At 36.9% G+C, this 20,174-nt stretch carries 21 protein-coding genes; 9 read left to right on the forward strand and 12 right to left on the reverse strand.

Annotation, left to right across the window (positions count from 1 at the left end):
• Positions 1-21 precede the first annotated feature (21 nt).
• The 6 genes from O1450_RS07785 to O1450_RS07810 all read left to right on the forward strand — a co-directional run bounded on the left by O1450_RS07785 (position 22) and on the right by O1450_RS07810 (position 5,371).
• The gene (locus O1450_RS07785; protein ID WP_269230341.1) at positions 22-645 is read left to right on the forward strand and encodes a 2'-5' RNA ligase family protein; all 624 of its coding nucleotides are present in this window, start codon (positions 22-24) and stop codon (positions 643-645) included.
• Between the two features lie 2 nt (positions 646-647).
• Complete coding sequence (cobU, locus tag O1450_RS07790; RefSeq protein WP_269230342.1) at positions 648-1,166, forward strand: bifunctional adenosylcobinamide kinase/adenosylcobinamide-phosphate guanylyltransferase; 519 nt, start codon at positions 648-650, stop codon at positions 1,164-1,166.
• A 1-nt stretch (position 1,167) separates the two neighbouring features.
• Positions 1,168-2,238 (forward strand): nicotinate-nucleotide--dimethylbenzimidazole phosphoribosyltransferase, encoded by a 1,071-nt coding sequence (gene cobT, locus O1450_RS07795; protein ID WP_269230343.1) that lies wholly within the window; start codon positions 1,168-1,170, stop codon positions 2,236-2,238.
• Positions 2,228-2,827 carry a histidine phosphatase family protein gene (locus O1450_RS07800; RefSeq protein WP_269230440.1) on the forward strand — a complete coding sequence of 200 codons (600 nt, stop codon included), beginning with the start codon at positions 2,228-2,230 and terminating at the stop codon, positions 2,825-2,827. Before cobT ends, O1450_RS07800 begins: the two co-directional genes overlap by 11 nt.
• Positions 2,828-2,944: 117 nt before the next feature.
• Positions 2,945-4,528 (forward strand): histidine-type phosphatase, encoded by a 1,584-nt coding sequence (locus O1450_RS07805; protein ID WP_269230344.1) that lies wholly within the window; start codon positions 2,945-2,947, stop codon positions 4,526-4,528.
• Between the two features lie 102 nt (positions 4,529-4,630).
• On the forward strand, positions 4,631-5,371 hold the full coding sequence (locus O1450_RS07810) for an adenosylcobinamide-GDP ribazoletransferase (RefSeq protein ID WP_269230345.1): 741 nt from the start codon (positions 4,631-4,633) through the stop codon (positions 5,369-5,371).
• Positions 5,372-5,506: 135 nt separating this feature from the next.
• Here the strand turns inward: O1450_RS07810 and O1450_RS07815 are convergent.
• The 4 genes from O1450_RS07815 to O1450_RS07830 form a co-directional block, all read right to left on the reverse strand.
• Positions 5,507-6,308, reverse strand: a protein-coding gene (locus O1450_RS07815) for an IS5 family transposase (RefSeq protein WP_269228195.1) whose coding sequence is annotated in 2 segments (ribosomal slippage) — positions 5,507-6,043 and positions 6,045-6,308 — 801 coding nt in all. Because the reading frame shifts where the segments join, the coding sequence is not laid out codon by codon here.
• A gap of 49 nt (positions 6,309-6,357) precedes the next feature.
• Positions 6,358-7,770, reverse strand: a complete 1,413-nt coding sequence (locus tag O1450_RS07820; protein ID WP_269230346.1) for a PepSY domain-containing protein — start codon at positions 7,768-7,770, stop codon at positions 6,358-6,360.
• Between the two features lie 3 nt (positions 7,771-7,773).
• The gene (locus O1450_RS07825) at positions 7,774-9,894 is read right to left on the reverse strand and encodes a TonB-dependent receptor (RefSeq protein ID WP_269230347.1); all 2,121 of its coding nucleotides are present in this window, start codon (positions 9,892-9,894) and stop codon (positions 7,774-7,776) included.
• Between the two features lie 74 nt (positions 9,895-9,968).
• A complete protein-coding gene (locus O1450_RS07830) occupies positions 9,969-10,469 on the reverse strand; it encodes a hypothetical protein (RefSeq protein WP_269230348.1) in 501 nt (166 codons plus the stop codon).
• Between the two features lie 92 nt (positions 10,470-10,561).
• On the opposite strand from O1450_RS07830, the gene O1450_RS07835 reads away from it, so the two are divergent.
• The gene (locus O1450_RS07835) at positions 10,562-10,861 is read left to right on the forward strand and encodes a hypothetical protein (protein WP_269230349.1); all 300 of its coding nucleotides are present in this window, start codon (positions 10,562-10,564) and stop codon (positions 10,859-10,861) included.
• A gap of 26 nt (positions 10,862-10,887) precedes the next feature.
• On the opposite strand, the gene O1450_RS07840 is transcribed toward O1450_RS07835, so the two are convergent.
• The 5 genes from O1450_RS07840 to O1450_RS07860 all read right to left on the reverse strand — a co-directional run bounded on the left by O1450_RS07840 (position 10,888) and on the right by O1450_RS07860 (position 15,477).
• Complete coding sequence (locus O1450_RS07840) at positions 10,888-11,979, reverse strand: 3-deoxy-7-phosphoheptulonate synthase (RefSeq protein ID WP_269230350.1); 1,092 nt, start codon at positions 11,977-11,979, stop codon at positions 10,888-10,890.
• Positions 11,980-12,111: 132 nt separating this feature from the next.
• Positions 12,112-13,056 carry a sulfite exporter TauE/SafE family protein gene (locus tag O1450_RS07845; RefSeq protein ID WP_269230351.1) on the reverse strand — a complete coding sequence of 315 codons (945 nt, stop codon included), beginning with the start codon at positions 13,054-13,056 and terminating at the stop codon, positions 12,112-12,114.
• 284 nt (positions 13,057-13,340) lie between these two features.
• Complete coding sequence (locus O1450_RS07850; protein ID WP_269230352.1) at positions 13,341-13,628, reverse strand: DUF1634 domain-containing protein; 288 nt, start codon at positions 13,626-13,628, stop codon at positions 13,341-13,343.
• Complete coding sequence (locus O1450_RS07855) at positions 13,625-15,181, reverse strand: PepSY-associated TM helix domain-containing protein (RefSeq protein ID WP_269230353.1); 1,557 nt, start codon at positions 15,179-15,181, stop codon at positions 13,625-13,627. Before O1450_RS07855 ends, O1450_RS07850 begins: the two co-directional genes overlap by 4 nt.
• 2 nt (positions 15,182-15,183) lie before the next feature.
• Entirely contained in the window at positions 15,184-15,477 is a 294-nt protein-coding gene (locus O1450_RS07860) for a hypothetical protein (RefSeq protein ID WP_046739620.1), read from the reverse strand.
• A 247-nt stretch (positions 15,478-15,724) separates the two neighbouring features.
• Between O1450_RS07860 and lpxB the strand changes: the two genes are divergently transcribed.
• Positions 15,725-16,903, forward strand: a complete 1,179-nt coding sequence (lpxB, locus tag O1450_RS07865; protein WP_269230354.1) for a lipid-A-disaccharide synthase — start codon at positions 15,725-15,727, stop codon at positions 16,901-16,903.
• Between the two features lie 37 nt (positions 16,904-16,940).
• Here the strand turns inward: lpxB and O1450_RS07870 are convergent, their stop codons facing one another.
• On the reverse strand, positions 16,941-17,810 hold the full coding sequence (locus tag O1450_RS07870) for a DUF2797 domain-containing protein (RefSeq protein ID WP_269230441.1): 870 nt from the start codon (positions 17,808-17,810) through the stop codon (positions 16,941-16,943).
• Positions 17,811-17,848: 38 nt separating this feature from the next.
• Between O1450_RS07870 and O1450_RS07875 the strand changes: the two genes are divergently transcribed.
• Positions 17,849-18,310 (forward strand): DUF6231 family protein, encoded by a 462-nt coding sequence (locus O1450_RS07875; RefSeq protein WP_269230355.1) that lies wholly within the window; start codon positions 17,849-17,851, stop codon positions 18,308-18,310.
• 91 nt (positions 18,311-18,401) lie between these two features.
• On the opposite strand, the gene O1450_RS07880 is transcribed toward O1450_RS07875, so the two are convergent.
• A complete protein-coding gene (locus O1450_RS07880; RefSeq protein WP_269230356.1) occupies positions 18,402-19,502 on the reverse strand; it encodes a porin in 1,101 nt (366 codons plus the stop codon).
• A 249-nt stretch (positions 19,503-19,751) separates the two neighbouring features.
• The gene (locus O1450_RS07885) at positions 19,752-20,165 is read right to left on the reverse strand and encodes an HIT family protein (RefSeq protein ID WP_269230357.1); all 414 of its coding nucleotides are present in this window, start codon (positions 20,163-20,165) and stop codon (positions 19,752-19,754) included.
• Positions 20,166-20,174 lie beyond the last annotated feature (9 nt).

The following is a 20,174-nucleotide window of genomic DNA, read 5'->3' on the forward strand; positions in this document are numbered from 1 at the left end:
TTTAAACATGTTGTCGACGTTGTGTTATTACAAGCATCTACTCAACTGATTGCAACTGAACTGCGAGATTATCCTGAATGGCATCATGGTCGTTCAGACTACGGACTGTGGTATATCGAAATTGATCAACCTGAATTGATTCGGTATCTAGATCAGGTCAGAACACCATTTTCAAATCTTCTCATCCCATCAAATCAGCGCCAGTATCATATTACTTTGTTTGTTTGCGGTTTTTTGACAGCAGATGTTAAGAAATATGATGATGATTTCCAAATTGCACAATTAAATCGACAGATCGACTTGGTTAAACAATTGCAGTTAAAGCCCTTTGAACTAGAAATCACCCAGATTGATAGTTTTAGCAGTGCTTTATTCTTGCATATCAAAGATAAAGATCATGTACTGGCTCAAATTCGTCAACAATTTGCTCAACTATCTGGAGAAATTGCGGCACTCGAATATTGTCCGCATATTACTTTAGGCTTGTATCGTGAAGCTTGGCTGAGTGATATTGTACTTGAACGGATACAACAGCATTCGATAAAAACTATAAATATTGAGGTCAAAAAACTGACTTTTGGCTATTATAAGGCACAGATTTTACAAGGATTCCTGTATCCTTATCAGCAAATTGAACTAGGTTAGATATGTTGCAACTGATTTTAGGTGGGGCGCGCTCAGGTAAAAGTCGTTTGGCAGAACAAACAGCCAAAGAGACAGGTTTATCTGTCATTTATATTGCAACGGCGCAGTCCTTAGATAAAGAAATGCAGCAGCGTATTGCGCATCATCAACAACAACGTCCTGATGATTGGCAATTGTGTGAAGAACCTATTTTTCTTGCGGATCAACTGTTGCAATTAGATCAAGAGAATCAAGTGATCTTGGTGGATTGTTTGACCTTATGGCTCACCAATTTATTGTTATCCGATCATGCTGAATTACAACAGCAGCAAACAGAGAAATTTTTAAACCTATTACCCCAACTCAAATCACATATTATTTTAGTGAGTAACGAAACTGGACTGGGTGTCGTTCCTATGGGGGAAATTAGCCGTCGATTTGTGGATGAAGCAGGACGTTTACATCAAGCTTTAGGGCAGTTGGCAAATAAAGTGGTGTTCTGTGTGGCAGGTTTTCCAATGATTTTAAAAGATGAGAAATAATATGACTGAACAAGCGCAATGGTTTTTAGCCGCAGTACAACAACCTGATCTAGATGCGAAACAGCAAGCAGAACAACGTCAACTCCAATTAACCAAGCCAACAGGTGCATTGGGTGATTTAGAAACAACGGCAATTCAACTCGCAAGTTTGCAGGGTACAGTTCACCCTAAAATTCAACAGCCTTGGATCACGATTTTTGCTGGTGATCATGGTGTTGTGGCAGAAAATATTTCAGCCTATCCTCAAGCAGTAACTCGTCAAATGTTGCAAAATTTTGCATCGGGTGGTGCAGCAATTAGTGTGATTGCCAAACATCATCATGCCCATTTACAAGTGACTGATTGTGGGACAGTAGGCGATAGTTACAATTATGTGGGAGTTGAATGCCATACTATTCGTGCTGGCACTGCAAATTTTGCACAACAAACAGCCATGACCGAGCAAGAATGCCTTGCCGCCCTTGAACTGGGTAAAAATAGTGCAGATCTCGCAAAAGCGCAGGGAAGCGATATTTTTGTTGCAGGTGAAATGGGCATTGGGAATACCTGTTCAGCTTCAGCACTTGCCTGTTTGTTACTGAATGAATCAGCGCAGCAGCTTACAGGCTTAGGCACTGGAATCAATATTGAACAATTACAACATAAAATTAAAGTCATTGATCAAGCGGTCAAGCTCCATAGACCTCATGTTGCGAATGATGCTTTGAAAATTCTAGCCGCTGTTGGTGGCTTAGAAATAGCAGCGATGACAGGGGCTTATTTACGTTGTGCGCAAATTGGTTTGCCGATTGTGGTGGATGGTTTTATCAGTTCAGTTGCAGCTTTATGTGCGGTGCGTATTCAACCACAGAGTCGTGAATGGATGTTATTTGGACATCAATCAGCAGAATATGGTCATCAACGTATCTTAAAAGAACTTGCAGCACAGCCAATCCTCAAAATGAATTTACGTTTAGGGGAAGGCAGTGGTGCTGGTGCGGCATTATCTATGATCCAACTTGCTTGTGTATTGCATAATCAAATGGCAACTTTTGCGGAAGCGGCAGTAACAGGTGACAAAGTTGCAGATTGATTTACTGCGACATGGTGAAACGACTTTAAGCCATACGCTACGTGGGCACTTGGATGATGATTTGACTGAACAGGGTTGGTTGCAAATGCAATCAACCATTCAGCAGTACATGACTACTCCAGTGGATTGGGATGTGATTATCAGTTCACCTTTGCGGCGTTGTCGTCGCTTTGCAGAGCATTTGGCAGATCAACTCGGATTGCCAATGTGGGTCAATGAGCATATCAAAGAAATGTATTTTGGTGATTGGGAGGGTATTTCAACCCAAGCCATTTATGAAGCCGAACCTGAGCGATTAGCAAATTTTTGGCAATTTCCTACGCAATATCATGCGCCAAATGGTGAGTCTTTGATTCAATTCAAGCAGCGAGTCATGTGTGGGTTTGATGAAATTTACGAGCAAATGCAACGACAGGATTGGAACAAGGCTTTAGTAGTCACACATGGTGGGGTGATCAAATTACTTACCTGTTTAGCGCAAAAACAAAACCTAGATGATTTATTAAAAATGCCTGCCGAACTGGGCAAGCTCTATCAACTTGAATGCTCTAAAAGATTAGATAAGATGTATTTTGAAGAAAAACATTGATAAATAAGTAATAAGAGATTTTTCGATCATCACACACTGCCATAAAACTGTAATCGGACTGTCATTGTCACTGCCTATGATACAGGGCATTTCTTAAACGATAAGTAATGTCTATTCATGAATATTTTATTTAAAAGCAGTCTGTTATGTGCAAGTATATTGTTGGCAGCATGTCATAATAATGATCAACAATCACAGTCTAGCCCTGAACAAAATACCTCATCAAAATATTATCAAACCAAAACACCATATCAACCTCAACAAGACCTTAAAAAATACGAAGCAATTCCACAAGGTTTTAAACCTGTTTTCACTGAGTTAGTGGCACGTCATGGCTCAAGAGGATTATCGAGTATTAAATATGACTTGGCACTTTATAATTTATGGAAACAAGCCAAGGCTGAGAATGCTTTAACGCCTTTAGGTGAGAAACTAGGTGCCGATTTAGAAAGTATGATGAAAGCCAATATCCTGCTTGGTTATGGGGTGGACGGAATCCGTCAGTATGGATATGGCAATGAAACGATGCTCGGTATTCAAGAACATCGTGGCATCGCAGACCGTCTTTTACAGCGTTTACCTGAGCTATTTAAAACAGCAGCGACACAACCTGAATCTATTTTAGTTCAAAGCTCAGGCGTAGATCGTGCGGTGGATAGTGCCAAGTTCTTTACTGCTGAATTGATTCAACAGCAACCCCAATTGAAAAATCAAGTTACACCTGTTTCATATACCAGTTTAACCAGTACGAGTATCCCATCTATTGAGGATGGCGGCGTAGATCGTTTTAAACTTTATTTCCATAGCTTGAATAAAGATCAAGATTTGCTTAAACCATTATCAACACAACAACAAGCAATCTATGATGCAAGTCAAGCCTATCAAAAATTTGAAGCTGAAGATGTATATCTAAAAAATAAGTTAAATGATTTGGCAAAAGATACACGCGCACAGCAAATTGCACTGAGCGTGCTTAACCCAATTTTTAAGCCTGACTTTATCAAAAAATTAGGTACGACTGGTTATACTTTCAGTAATAGCGGCACTTATACCGTGACATCGCCAAAAGGTGAGACCATTACAGAAAAAGGGAAAGGAAAAAATACCATTGCAAGTGCTGTGGATGCAGCAGCTTATCTTTATGAGTTGTATTCAATTTCTGGTGGTATGCAGCTTGAATTAAAGGGTATGAATTTTGATCAATATATGCCTGTAGATGCAGCAAAATTCTATGCTGAATTTAACGATGCAAATGATTTTTATGAAAAAGGGCCAAGCTTTCAAGAATCAAATGCTGTCACCAGTAACATTGCTCAAGGTCTAAAACAAGATTTGTTTAAGCAAGTAGATGCAATTGTCGATAAACAACAGTCCCACCGTGCTGTGTTAAGCTTCGCACATGCAGAAATCATTATTCCACTGGCGACCAGTTTGGAGTTACATGACAACATGATGCAGCCTTTACCTTTACGTCAAACCTATAACTACAGCAATAGTACGTGGAGAGGTGAAGTGGTATCACCAATGGCTGCGAATTTACAGTGGGATATTTACCAAAATGCTCAAGGCACAACTTTGGTAAAAATGCTCTACAATGAAAAAGAGACCTTGTTTAAACCATCATGTAAATATGCACAATATAGTACCAACAGTTTCTATTATGATTATTTGAAACTAAAACAATGTTATCAAATTCAATAATCTAGTTGATTCATCATTTTAATTTGGGAATAGGGTTCTATTCCCATTTTTGTTTCTTCATAATCTGTAAATCATCAATATTGTTTGACTGAGATTTCTTGCATGACGGCTTTTTGGATTGCTTTGCAATTTTTAACGGTTTTGCCCATTGAATTAAAAACAATGCCAAGTGCAAAGCAAAATGGTCAAGCGATTTTGTTTTATCCATTTGTGGGTTTGTTGATCGGACTTATTCTATTTGGTGTCTCTGTGATTTTAGTCAAACTGCCAATTTTATTGATTGCCAGTATCATTTTAGTGTTATGGATATGGCTTACAGGTGGGCTTCACCTTGATGGTTTAGCCGATACAGCAGATGCTTGGGTGGGTGGTTTTGGTGATCCTGAACGTACACTCAAAATTATGAAAGATCCAAGCTGCGGTCCAATCGGTGTGCTGAGTCTGGTTGCTGTTTGTTTACTTAAATTTGCTACGCTGTATGTGCTGCTTGAGCAGCATCTCAATACTTTTTTGATTCTAGTTCCAATGCTTGGGCGTAGTGTTCCATTATTTTTATTTTTAACCTCAGCTTATGTTCGTGATAAAGGGCTAGGACGTTCAATTACTGATTTTATTCCAAAGAAACTTACATGGGCTGTTTTTGTCATTACAATTTCATTACTTTGTATGTTTAAATGGTTGGGGTTGGTGACTTTTATCTGCTTTATTACTGTATTATTTTATTTAAGAGCTTTATTTATCAAAAGAATTGGTGGGATTACTGGTGATACTGTTGGTGCTGCAATTGAGCTGATTGAGACAGGATTAATGCTAAGTTTTGTGATGGCTTCATTTTATATTTGATGGGTTTAATTCTAAAAAATTGATCCTCCTTAAATTAAGAAGGATCAACACAGAACTTAGGATGCTTTTCGGGCTGCTAATCTACAACCTAAGATCACCAATAAAGCGATGAGTCCAGCAATACTACCTAAGAACCTATCCAGAATATTTTCTATGCAAAAGTAGCCTTAAAAAGGCTAAATTAATGAACTGAAGGCTCGTATTTAGGTGCTTTTCACAGTTTTTCCAAAGCCTTCTACATTTTTCTAACCAAGCAAATGATCTTTCCACAACCCAGCGTTGTGGTATGACTGCAAATTTATGTAATTCACTTCGTTTAGCAACTTCAACTCGCGCTCTGATTAAATCATTAACAGCCAAAGAAAAGGGTTCGCCTGTATAACCACCATCAACAAGTACAACCTCTACATTTTGTAAGGTGTCTCTATGTAAAGTTATGGCATCTAATGCACCTTGACGATCTGTTTTATCTGCTGTCGTAATAAATATTCCATGAGGCAGACCTTGAGTATCAACAATGATATGTCTTTTAATCCCTGAAACTCTTTTACCAGCGTCATAGCCTTTATTACGTGCGGTATCTGTGTTTTTTACACTTTGTGAATCAATGATGATAAAGCTCGTTTGTTCTTTCCGTCCATTGTTGATACGGGCCTCGCCAACCACATTTTTTTAAAGCCTGCTCAAGTATGCTAGGTTCAGTTTCTGATGGTTTTCTATTCCAAATCGAGAAGTAATAATGCACAGTGCTTTTAGGTGGAAAGTCTCGAGGAAGCATACTCCATTGACATCCACTTTTTAGAATATAGAGCAAGGCGCAAAACACTTCATAGACATCAACGACTCTTGGACGCGTTTGTTTTCTTCCGCTCAATAGTAACGGTTCAATTTCTTTAAAGGCTTCTCGACTAATGTCGCTGGGATATGGTTTTCTCATGGGGGAGAATTTAACAAATTATTTTTCCAATTGCCAAAAAAGAATGAAATTAATATTGGATAGGTTCTAACAAGATATCCCTGAGTGTTTTATCTAGTGGTAGCCATGTCCATTTATGTAGATAAGCAAAACTAAAACCTTCTAAAGCATCTTGTTGAGTGACTTGCGCTGCAATCACACCGCTACTTGGTTCAATATATAGCCTGAGTTGATCACTTAAATTGCTTTCAACTTTTACTACGGGTAAACGCTTATTGATAAAACCATATTCACCACCAAAACTGGTGACCCAAGAGCTTTGAGTAAAGTGACCCACTGGTAAATGTAAATAGTCGGCAGCCAACTGCTTACTTTGCTCAAGCGTATTTAATTTTGTCGCGGTATTCGCATCAATCAATTCAATTGCAGGGGCAGCACTTTTAGCATGATGATTATGATCATGTTCTTTGGCTGCGGTCATGCTGCCTTGTAGCTGTGGTTTGCCTGTCAATTGAACTATCCAACCTGCTTGAGCGTGATCTTGACCAAAGGAGATCGGTACAAGGTTAAGGCGTTGTATTGGCTGTAGAACAGCCGTTTTCCATGCGACAGCACTTAAATCCTGTGTATAAAACATCGGTTGAATGTTCACAATCTCAGATTTTTTATGCCAAACATGATAGAAACCACTGAATACCCATAGCAAGATAAATATACTTAGACTGATGCCCAAATAGCGATGTAAAAAGCGAATTGGCTTGTTAGCTAAACGATGGTTTTGACGATTACGAATCCTAAAAAATAATCCAATACCCATACAAGTCAGCACTAAAATGCCAATTAAGGCAATTTGCATCAGTATACTTTGTCCTGTCCACGGTTGATCGCTCCAGGTCCATGTATGACCTAAACGAAATATTTTCGCCATCCACATTTTTTGGTCATTGGAGAGCGTGGCTAATCGAGATTGTGATGGATCGACATAAGCCCTTAAACCATTGTCAAAACTTACACGCCAAACAGGCAATAAACGATTCACACTTGGATAGTCATCACTAAACTCAGTGATCAGTTCAGTCGAAACGATCTGTTGTTTGGCTAAACCTGTATACCAAATCGCAAGACGTTTTGCATCTTGTTGCTCGGCATCCTCAATGAGTTGACCCGATTGACTATCAAAATACTCCGCAATGTTTTGATTTGGTTTTAAAACTCGATAAGCCACAAGTTCAGGTTGTAATTGAATGGTTTGTAGTGCTGTAAATTTTTCAATTTTATACTGCTGTAAAACCAAAGGTGCAGGCAAAGCATTTGTTAAATTCAGTTGCTGAGGTGGAGGCATTCTTTTGACGGGTTGAGGTTGTGTTGCACTCATGATTGGATGCAACACACCTGTTAAAGACCACATCAAAACGAGAATGCCAAGAACCATTCCAAAGCTACGATGAAATTTCAGTAACTTCTTAAGTTGATTGGCATTCATTATTTATTTTCCAAAATGATAACGTAAACCTAATAAATAGGTTCGTGGTGCTGCAGGCGTATAACTAGCTTGATTACTGCTATATGAAGTACTTTCCGCATAATGGACATCAGCTACATTAAGAATTTGTCCATAAACCTCATAAGCTTTTTTACGATAATTGGCACGTAAATTTAGAATGGTATGCCCATCATATTTTTCAGTATTAGCATCATCAATCCAATATGAACCGACATAAACACCTTCAGCCGAAAGTAATAATGCTGGAATAGGTTTGATTTGATACTCAATCGTGCCAAAACTTTTTGGAGAGTTTGCCATCGTATTATCACTATAATTAAGTGTTAAAGATGGCTGCCATTCTTTATACTTATGCTCTGCAAAACTTCCAGATAGCTTCAAACGCTGGTCATACAGTTCACTGATTTTCCAAGTCCCACCAATTTCGATGCCTTGATGTAAGGTTTTGCCTGCATTGCGAGGTTCACGTATTTCACGTGTATTTTCAATTTTTGTATAACTAATTATTTCATCCTTACCTTGTAAACGATATAAGGTAATTTCTCCATCCAGTCGGTCATCTAAAACTTTGAAACGTAAACCCGCATCAATATTATTAAATGTAGCTTCTTTTAAGTTTGGTGTGACCAGATTTGCGCCATATAAACCACTAACCTCTGGTGGCACAAAACCTTGTGACCAATTGCTATACAGATCTAATTCAGGTGAGATATTCCATACAAAACCAAGTTGAGGGCTTGCCTTGTGAAAACTACGTTTTTCATCTGGCGCACCTGTAACTTTAGAGGGGATAAGCTTGTTATCAAAGTCATAACTGATCCAATCATAGCGAGCGCCACCGACTAGATTTAGGTTGGGCAAAGCTTGCCAATTTGCTTGTGTGTAAAGTGCTTGGTTATTTACATCAACTTTGAAATCACGTAACAACTGACGTTGTTTGTAACCTGTATAAACTAGCGTATTTGGATCACGAAAAACTTCAATATCATTGGTTTGAGCTTGGTTCGGCGAATGATCTGCCATCGCCCCAACGATTAATTTTACCTGATCCAAATTAATCGAATGTTGTAAATTTAAGCCATAAGATTGAAAAGCGTTATAGGTGGTTTGCCCACTATACGTTCCAGTAGGCTTTTTATCTTTTACATCAGTGCGAATATTGTAGCTCGGATTTTGATCTGTCGTATTATCGCGATAATACACGGTCAATTGACTTTGTTGCTGATCATTCCATTGATGGTTAAGCTGTGATGAAAGGCGGGTCGAATCTACTTCTCGATATGTAAATGTTTGATAACTATAACCTGGACGTTTGTTAAAATCTTCAGCATTAAGGCTACCCGTCATATCGGTTTTTAAATGGTTGTAGCTGAAAATATTTTTGATTTGAGTGGCATCTGATATGCGCCAATCATGTCTTAAGGTCACACTTTGCTTATTACTTTCAGCATGATCTTGCCAGCTATCACCACGATCACTGGCATAGGCAGACAGTCTTAAACCATGTTCACCATACTCTGTATCAAACGTATTGGATGCACCTAAGTCTAAACGGCGATAACCTTCAGAGCTTGCACTCACACCTAAATCAGCAGTTGGGGTTAAACTCGGTGCTTTGGTGAGGAAATTAATCGTGCCACCAATTGCGTTACTTCCATACAAGCTACTTGCTGGGCCACGCAAAATTTCAATGCTATCAATTCCAGCTAGATTTACTTCATATAAAGCATTGTGGTTAAACACACCGACTGGGCGGATCGAAATGCCATCTTCCAAATATTGATAAACAGCAGAAGTGGTGATGGGTTGACGAATCGACATCATGTGTTGTTCGTTGCCCAAGTTATTCATTAACACACCTGGCGTTTGATTAACTAACTGACCAATGAATGTGGCATGTTTATCATCTATATCTTGGCTACTAATTTTGCTAATCGCAGCAGGAGTATTATTTATAGATTCTCCTTCACGACTTGCTGTGACTACGATTGTAGCTAGGGTTTTTGTTTCATTTTCAGAAGCTGTTTCAGCAAGAGTGATTGAGCTGTAGGTAATCGATAGACATGCAGCCGTTAATACTGACAAACGAAATTGAGTATTCATATTTAACTCTATAAAAGCAATAAACGAGGCTGTACCGCAGTGATTCACTGGATACGAAATGTTAAAAAAGCATTTTATAGAGCAAGAGGAGGAGCTTGTTTAATCGGGAAAATATAGAAGATACGTGGAATATGCAGATCTTCTGACCACGTATAACATAGACATCGCACACGACTAAACCAAGCCAGTACAAAGATTAAAATAAATGCAATTAAAGGAATAATTGCAACAGCATCTAAACCATGTGTACATAAAGGACAATGCTTCATGATTTGACTAGCAAGGGCAAAAACCTCTTTTGCATAGTCACTCAGTTGATCATACGCAGTCGATTGTAAATGCTGTTGATGATGCATTTCATGCATAGCGTGATGGTGACTTGAATGAGATTCAGACAACATCAAACTATTTTTAATCTCTGTAACTTGGCAATGTGTAGGCATTGCATAGAGTGCAGGTACGACGCCAGTATGTACCATCGTTGGTAAGAAGATATGCCAGAGTAAACAAAGCAAAGTAATCGCACCGAATGAGGCACGCCACTTTAGCAAGTGTTGACGAAAACTGGACTTCATATCAGCGATACGACGTAGGGGAAATATGGCAGCAGTATAATTAAAAAAATGTTACAGTTCAAAACAAATCCGATATTTAAGAACACAAATATATGGCAGATTACCGTATAAATTTTCCAGATTTTTTCGATGACGAAGAATCGGTGTTTGAATCTAAAGGATGGATTATTTTAGTATTAACGTATAGAAATAAGAATTATGAATTAGTTTTCTATGACCCTGTTCGTTTGATGCAAACCATAAATGATGATTTGCATTCCAGTCAATATTTTATAGAACAAAATTTAATTGTAATCCCAAACGTAAATAGGGCGAATATTGAAAAAGTAATTTTAGATCTAGTGAGTCATGAAACTTTAATGGCAAATTTAAAAATAAAAACAGGCTCATGAGAGCCTGCTTTACATCTACTTAAAGATTAACGATTTGGTAAAACATCTTTAAGTGCTTCGTGCATCTCTAATAGCGCTTTTTCAGTTGTATCCCAATCGATACAACCGTCAGTCACAGATTGACCATATACCAGATCACAAAGGTTTTCAGGAATATCCTGACGACCGCCTTTAAGATGACTTTCAACCATGATACCTACGATTGATTTATTACCATCAAGAATTTGCTCTGTGATGTTTTTGAGAACCAATGGTTGTAAGTATGGGTCTTTATTTGAGTTCGCATGACTGGTATCAATCATGATTTTGTTACTTACTTTTGCTTTAGCTAAAGCAGCCTCTGCCTCAGCAACCGATGAAGCATCATAGTTTGGTTTACCATTACCACCACGTAAAACAACGTGCGCATAAGGATTACCATTGGTATTGATAATTGCAACCTGACCATTTTCATTTAAGCCGAGGAAGCTATGACCGTGTTTAACCGATTGCATAGCATTGGTCGCAACCGTTAAACCACCATCTGTACCGTTTTTAAAACCAACAGGAGATGATAAGCCTGAAGACATTTCACGGTGTGTTTGGCTTTCTGTAGTACGTGCGCCAATCGCAGACCAAGAAATCAAATCTTGATAATATTGTGGTGAGTTTGGATCAAGTGCTTCAGTCGCACATGGCAAACCTTTTTCATTTAATTCAAGTAAAAGTCCACGACCAATATGTAAACCTTTTTCAATATTGAAAGAGTCATTCATATCTGGATCGTTGATTAGACCTTTCCAACCGACTGTCGTACGTGGTTTTTCAAAATATACACGCATCACAAGGTATAAAGTATCTTTTACTTTTTCACTTAATTCTTTTAAGCGATCAGCATATTCATTTGCAGCTTTAACATCATGGATTGAACAAGGTCCAATCACCACAAACAAACGTTTGTCATTGCCGTCTAAAATATTACGTACAGTTGCACGTCCTTGTAACACAGTTTGAGATGCAGTCTCAGATAAAGGTAAATCAGCTTTCAGTTCCGCAGGGGTAATTAGAGTTTGAATGCTTTTAATATTAACGTCATCGATATCTGGCTGAGAAACTGGATTTGACTGTAGAGTATTCATTGCTGTCACAAATTCAATCGAAAGAAGAGGTTATTTTGTCTACGAATATAGCATGAAAAAAGGAATATTTCTTTTAAGAAGAGTATTCCTTTTCAAAAAGTATTCTGAATTAGATAAATTATGTTACTCGATCTAAAATATGGATCTGTATAGATTGTAACTACTTACAATTATAACAAGAAAACCTACAAAAATTAGCAGAGCTTTAGTTGGAATTCGTTTGGTCAAGAAAGCAGCAAATGGAGCGGCAAATAGACCACCAAAAATTAGACCTGCAATAACTTGCCAATAACCAAATCCAAGTAATATTGCAAAGGATACACCTGCGGCAATTGAGATAAAAAATTCTGCCGAGTTTACACTGCCAATTATTTTACGAGGTGCACCACCTCTTCCTATTAAGGTACTTGTAACCACAGGTCCCCATCCACCACCACCTACACTATCAACGAATCCTCCAAACAGCGCAAGAGGTACAATATTTTTAGCATCCATCTCATGTTTTACTTTTGCACGCTTATATGCTTTTAATAAGATATAGAATCCAATAAACACCAAATACAATGAAATATATGGTTTTAATGCATCACCTTTAATCGAAACAATATATGCACCAATAATTGCACCAATTGCACCAGGAATAAGTAACTTTTTGAATATTGAGAAATCAACATTTCCCATTTTGTAATGTGATAGCCCAGAAAATGCTGTGGTAAATACTTCTGACATATGGACTGAACCAGTAGCGGCAGCAGGAGGAACACCTAAAGCCATTAACAAAGTTGTTGATGTCACACCATAAGCCATACCAAGTGCGCCATCAATAATCTGAGCAACCAGTCCAGCAAAAACTGCGACCCAAAATAAATGAGTTAATTGGAAAGAACTACTTCCAGTGAAGTGAGGGAAAACAAAGAATACAACGATACTAGATACAACAAGCCCAAGTATGGTTAATATCAAGACTGATTTAAGATCTTTACGTAACGCAAGGTTCTCAATATTCTGATCATGGGGCATAGGTTCTTCTTCAGAATCTTGTTTAGGCTTGGTTAAATTCCAGTTACGAGGTTTCATAACCGCTTACACTCCAAAATTTGATGTTTTACACATTGAATAACGAGCAAATCATAATTATTCAATAAATTTGCGCATCTTATACGTTTTTTAGATAAACCGTTGTGATGAATAGTGATTTACTTATGCAAAAAAAAGCTAAAGAATATCAATTAAAGTATAAAAATTGACTGAATTACACAGCCATGTTTCATTAATTTGCCCCATGTAATCATCGAGTAAATCTTAACTTGATCAAAGTGACGTAAATAATTAATTGAAAAGTAGAGTGATTTAAACATTCTCTACTTTGCTAAAATTTTATTTTTGTTAGGTTTTAATTCATTAACCCATAACACAAGTAGAAATGTAATCGGTGTCGCAAATAACCACCAACTTACAAATCCTATAGCGCTTCCATATTCAAGACAGAGTAGGCTTCCCGAAATTAAAAAGCAGAGGTAAGCAAAAATTTTGAAGAAAGTTTTATAGCGAATGAGATATATTTGCTTCGTTTTGCTGATTTGCTTAGAACTACATTTATATAAAAAGGTCATTCCAATCAGTATCAAAATTAGACTCAAAAAAATCATGCCTTCACCTTATTTTGCGCTAATTTTGTTTTAATTTTTTGTATGGACTTTTCCTGAATAGGTTGAATATTTCTAAAAATAAAAATAGCGAATACGGCGCAAATGAGCAGGAATAAATCAACACGCAGAAATAACCAATAACTTGAAAGGTCCGAAATTAATCGATGATTATTGAGATACACTAAGTTATATATTGGTAAAACAACTGCAATCAAACCGAAAAAGAAAACTTGTGATTTCCATAAATATTGTTTAGGAGTGAGTAGGGCTATAATTAAGCTCAGCATCCACACACTAAAAAAAGTATAAATTTCATAATTTGGAGTGGTTTCAGTAATATGTATCAATCTGTTTGCAAAAAGATAACCTAACATGGCGATTGGTAAGCCAATAAACGTCGCAACATTCAAACGATCCACTAAATAAAAACCAAGGTGAAACTTCTCAGATTTATTTTGGATTTGGCGCTTGAGACTCCATAGTAATAGTCCTGACGCAATCATCAAACAACCTAGTATTCCTGAACAAAAGAAAGCAAATCGTAGTAGTGGTTGCGCAAATGTAGCCATATGTAGACCATAAACGCCTGCATTTAAGGTTGCTACTGGACTATTATTTCTTGTGTTGCCTAAAATTTTTCCAGCACCATTTAAGGTAATTTGTGTTTGATTTAAGGTAATGGAATGATCTTCTAATTGTTTGAAAGTGATTTTTGCTTGATTGGTATTTGGATTTTTAACCTCAATCGTTGCAAATTCTTTGTTTTCCCATTGCTGTGGTAATTTCTCTAATAACACAGTGATTGGCTGCATATCTGCTGGGCTTGGGGGAGAGTCGATATCGGTTGTTTGAGAGATCGTTCTGATCTCCGTGAAATATTGAAATGGCTTTTCAGGATATAATTGTTTCATACCCCACGGTAAATATAAGTAAAAGAAAATAGCTAAACCAGTAAAAGTAATCGTCAAGAAAAAGGGAAGAGCAAGTACAGAGCAAACATTATGAAAATCGAGCCAAGAGCGTTGTGATTTAAAAGTTCTTAATGTAAAGAAATCTGTAAAGATTTTTTTATGGGTAATAATGCCCGAAACCAATGCAACCAACATAATAAAAGCTGCGATACAAACGATTAGGCGTCCAATAAGGACAGGTAATCCGTACAGCTGAAAGTGGAAATTATAAAAAAAGTCACCACCTTGTGTTGCAGAAAGTTTAAGTTCTTGACCAGTATTTGCATCCAAGTCTCGGCTTTCATAACCACCTATACTTTTTTCCCAATAAATCTTATTTACAGGTTCTTCTTTGTTCGCAACTTTGATATACCAAGATTTAGCATCAGCTGCATTTTTTTCTAAATATTCTGTTGCTGTTTGAATAGCCGTTACTTGATTAATTTGATAATGCGATAGTTGTGGCTGCATCCATAAATTAATCTGATGACGATAATAGGCACTCGTTCCCATCAGAAAAATGGCAAATAAAAGCCATCCAAAAATTAAACCCGTCCATGCATGTAGCCATGCCATAGATTGGCGTACACTTTTGTTTTGCATTATTAACTTAAACCTACAGATAAGCCGAATAAAGTACCTGCCAAAATCAAGCTAATCCAAGTGAGTTTTAACAAAGAATTCGTGCAGAAACTAACAATGATAAATAGTAAATAAAAAATTATTGAAATAAAGGCAGCCAAATAAATGGCTTCAGCTTTAGCGAATGAATGAAGAAATAATGCCGTCAGACATAAGCTCAAATACATCATGCAGACGTAACCAACAACAAAGCTCAAGGTAAAGCGGTAAAAAATACTTAGGCGATAGATGAGCGTAAGTGATGTTGATTTTGCCATAAATGATTTTTAACTAGCCAATAGGAGAATAAATTTCAAATGAAAATGATTATTGTTAATATTAATAAATTAGCAGTAAACTCGCAATCATTTAGCTATCGTTAATCAAGATGATTCTTGAAATAATGAATGGAATTTTAGATCAAAAATCATATTCACCAATCTTGAACAAATTGGATAGCTTATTATGATTCGATGTAAAATCATTTTGTTAGAATCATTCAAATATTTCAGTGGGGCATTGGTCTTGTTAAAGCAAAAACTAAAAATTGGTATCGTGGTGGGAGAAGTTTCTGGAGATACTCTAGGAGTGAAACTCATGCGCAGTTTTCGCGAACAAGGAATTGATGCTGAATTTGAAGGTATTGGTGGTCCACAAATGATTGCTGAGGGTTTCCATAGTTATTACCCAATGGAAATCTTATCAGTTATGGGAATTGTCGAGGTTTTGAAAGATATAAAGAAGTTATTTGCTGTACGTGATGGTCTAGTTGAACGTTGGACTGAACATCCAGTGGATATTTTTATTGGAATTGATGCACCTGATTTCAATTTACGTCTTTCTAAAACAATAAAAGAAAAGAATTTAACGATTAAAACAGTTCAATATGTCAGTCCATCTGTTTGGGCATGGCGTCAAGGGCGGGTACATGGCATTAAACGTAGTATAGATTTAGTCTTGTGTTTATTCCCATTTGAAAAAACATTTTACGAAAATTACGATGTTCCAGCAGCTTTTGTTGGGCATCCTTTAGCCAAACAATTACCTTTAAAAAATCCGATTGTAGAAGCAAAGCATCAGCTTGGCTTATCTGCACATGAAATGCATGTTGCTTTATTACCAGGAAGTCGAAGAGGTGAAATTGACAGGCTATTGCCTTTGTTAATTGGGGCTGCGGAAATACTACATAAGAAATATCCTGAACTAGAGTTTCTGATTCCAGCAATTAATGATGCTCGAAGACAACAAATTGAACATGGTATTCAAAATTTAGATGTAACTTTAAAATCAAAAATTTATATTTTAGAAAATACGGATGCTGAATCTAAAATAGGTCGTATGGTCATGAATGCGAGTGATATTGTAGCACTAGCATCAGGAACTGCGACGCTTGAAGCAATGTTATTGCATCGCCCAATGGTGACTTTTTATAAGTTGCATTGGTTAACTTATATGATTGCTAAGTTTCTCGTTAAGATTCCATACTACTCTTTACCTAATATTATTGCAGGTAAAAAAGTCATCCAAGAACTCATTCAAGCTGATGCAACACCAGAACACCTGGCTTCTGAAATTGAAAAATTAATGGATAATGAAACAGCACATATTCAGATGATGCAACATCTAAGTATGCACAAACAATTAATCTCAGGAGATACTGAAAATCCTGTTGATGCAATTCTGAATTGTTTAAAAACAAATTAAGTTAAAAAAGGTGGCATTTCAAATGCCACCTTATCATTTACGCTCTTAGAATCATTTCATAGCCTGTGTATTTACGAATATTGATGACACCAATATCGAGTAATAAATATTGCCCCTTAATGCCATGTAAAACACCACGAATTTTGGGTGTTTTATCCAAATTTAAGGACTTAATTTTTTCTGGATATTGCTCAACAGGATAAATAAACTCTTTGGGTAACTCATGTTCTAAGAATTCCAGCTCTTCATTAAATTCTAGGTTTTGGCTAAATTCATCTCGGATCGTTTGAATTTTTGGTGCAAATTCTTCCAAAATCTGGTCACGTTGCTCAATTAAATTCAATGGTTCAGCTTCACCTTTAAGGAGCTTACGCCAATCCGTCTTATCGGCAATTTGTGTACCAAATAAAGTTTCTAAATGACCAGATAAACGACGGGAACCCACTTTCAAAATAGGTAGAGCTTGTGTAGCACCTTGATCAAGCCAACGCGTCGGCATATTAACGATACGGGTAATTCCGATTTTCAAAGCACTGGAATTGGCTAAATACACAATATGTGGTTGGAAACAAACCTTGTGTGCAAATTCATCTTCACGACAAGTTCCAAGATGATAATGGCAAGTCTCAGGTTTCATAATACAAAGATCGCATTCAGCTTTGGTCTTGAAGCACTTGAAACAGTGACCTTGGGAATATGATTTTGGAGTCTTTGCACCACACGAAGTACAAAAAATATTTCCAGTCCATTCAATTTCTAATTCTTGACCTAATACGAAGGGTAGATCAGTTTCTGAACGATCTAATATAAATTTATATTCAACATTTGCCTTGCTGCTTGGTTGATCAGTTACACTATGCGTTTTGAGCGCTGCGTGCATTTTGTGACAAATGCCTTGTAGTTCCATCAATAAACTCTCATCTTTCTCAATCAAGGGTTGCAGTTATGGCTGAACAAAATGTCATCACTTCTATGCTAGACGATTTATCTAAAGAACAGCCCATTCATACTGCACTTTGTATAGGTCAGCAAATTGATCAAAATGCTGAAATTCAATGGCACTATTTTAACGTAACTGACATTTTAAATCTGCCATTTACACAACGCTATGATTTAGGTTTTGTATTATTTGATACAGATGAAATGCAAAGTATCAGTGAAGTACAAAAATCGCAGTTATTGGTGAAATTACGTGACTTAATGGCAAAAAGGATTGTTGTTGTTAGTAAACGAAACGATGAAAAGTTATTACGTTCACTAGGTTTTACTCAACTTATTGATAAAACGACGCATGATAGTGATTTTGCTCTATGGCAATTTAATATTTTAACTTACAAACATGTTCCTGATTGGTTTAATTCTAAATTTTGGGCAAATCCAGAAAATTGGAATAAATTTCGTTGGTAACGCTGAAATCATTTTTATCTTTTAGAAAAGTTTAGAAAAAAATAAAAGGGCAATTTGCCCTTTTATTATTTGTCTTATAATTTACTTCAAATTAGAAGCTATATTCCATACCTAAACCAATTGTGGTCTTCTTGTCATCTTTAGTTAACCAGTCACGTTTTTGTTGACCAACAACACCGTAGAAACGAGCTTGTTTGTTGATTTGGTAGTCAGCACCGAAACCATAAAGGTCTTGTTTACGATCTTTACGACCATCAGATTCAGTTGTTGAAGAAATGTATTGTGCTTTTAACTTCACAGGTGTAGATGGAATAACATATGCTGCTGTTAAGCCATAAGCATCTTCTTGTAAGCCTTTATAAGAGGTTACAACAGCAGGCGTGCCGCTTGAAGTTGATACTGTATCATCAGATGGTTGAGCAGTTTGCCATAAAGCACCGAATACTAAACCATCAACGCCAGCTTGAGTTAAATCAATAGAGCCAGTTACACGAACTGCATCAGTATAAATACCAGATAAATCATAAGCATTATATTTTGATGCAACACCGAAGTTACCCGCCACAGCAGCATTCAAACCGATGTCTTTATTTTCATAAGTGATTGATGTTGATACACCATCACCAAAACCATCACGGCTGCCTTTTTTACCCTTAGCAGTACTATCAGCGGTAGAAGCTTCTTCACCTTGTTGGAACATAATGTTAAATGCTAAACCAGCCAATAATTTTTTATCAGTTTCAAAACCGATAACATTGTTTAGACGATCTTCACCTGCTAATACAGCTGTCATATCAAGATCATTGTGGTCATTGAAAATATCTTGGTTATTACCAGCAGCTGTTTTAAAGTAAGAATCAAATTTACCAATTTTTAATGTTGCAACACCATCAGATTTAAGACCAATAAAACGATTACGTTGTGTTAATTCCTTACCATCTTTATCTTCACTATCAGCATTTAATTGCCATTCTGCTAAGTAAACAGCTGAAAGGGTATTCGTTAACTTTTCTTCGCCTTTCACACCAAGACGAGAAGCATTTGAGTTAATTTTTGTTACGCTTTCATCTTTAAAGCCATTTTTGTCGATTTGATCCAAAGTCACATTGAGCTTACCATACAATGTAGGTGCTGCTTGCGCTGCATTCATGGCTAAAGTTGCTACAGTAGCAGCAAGAAGCAATTTTTTCATTGAGATTTCTCCAAACACTTTTTGTAAATGGCTGATGCCTTAGTTACTGTTATAAGCTTGCATGTGTACATAAAGTTACACAGCTCACTGACTTGTATGCAGTATCGGCAAACTTTGTGACAGATAAGTGAAAGAAAAATGACAGTTTGATGACGATTAATATTTGGTAATAATTATTTTAGCTATTGATTTTTATATAATTAGAAAATAAAAAACGGGGAATATCCCCGTTTTAACTATTTATTTAACTTAAAGTACTGCTTTAATCTTTTCAGCCAAAGCCGTAATTTTTTCCTGATCACCCATTTGAGCTGCATGGCGACCAAGCTCATGAATAGAGCTAGGGATCAAATGGAAGTGCACATGTGGAACTGTTTGCCCAGCTGCAGCTCCTGAAAGTTGCATTAGTACGATACCTTTAGCATCTAAAGCGGTTTCAATTGCTTTAGCTATCTTTTGAACAATTTGAATCGTATAGGCTGCTGCATCAGTAGGTAAATCCATCAAAGTAACAGCAGGTGTTTTAGGAATAACTAAAGCATGACCATCTGCTTGAGGCATAATATCCATAAAAGCGAGGACCTGATCATCTTCATAGATTTTGATTGCAGGTAGTTCGCCTCGTAAGATTCTTGCGAAAATATTTTGGTCATCGTACGCCATGATTAGTCC

It is taken from the genome of Acinetobacter sp. TR11, from assembly GCF_027105035.1.
In the GTDB taxonomy this organism is placed as follows: Bacteria; Pseudomonadota; Gammaproteobacteria; order Pseudomonadales; family Moraxellaceae; genus Acinetobacter.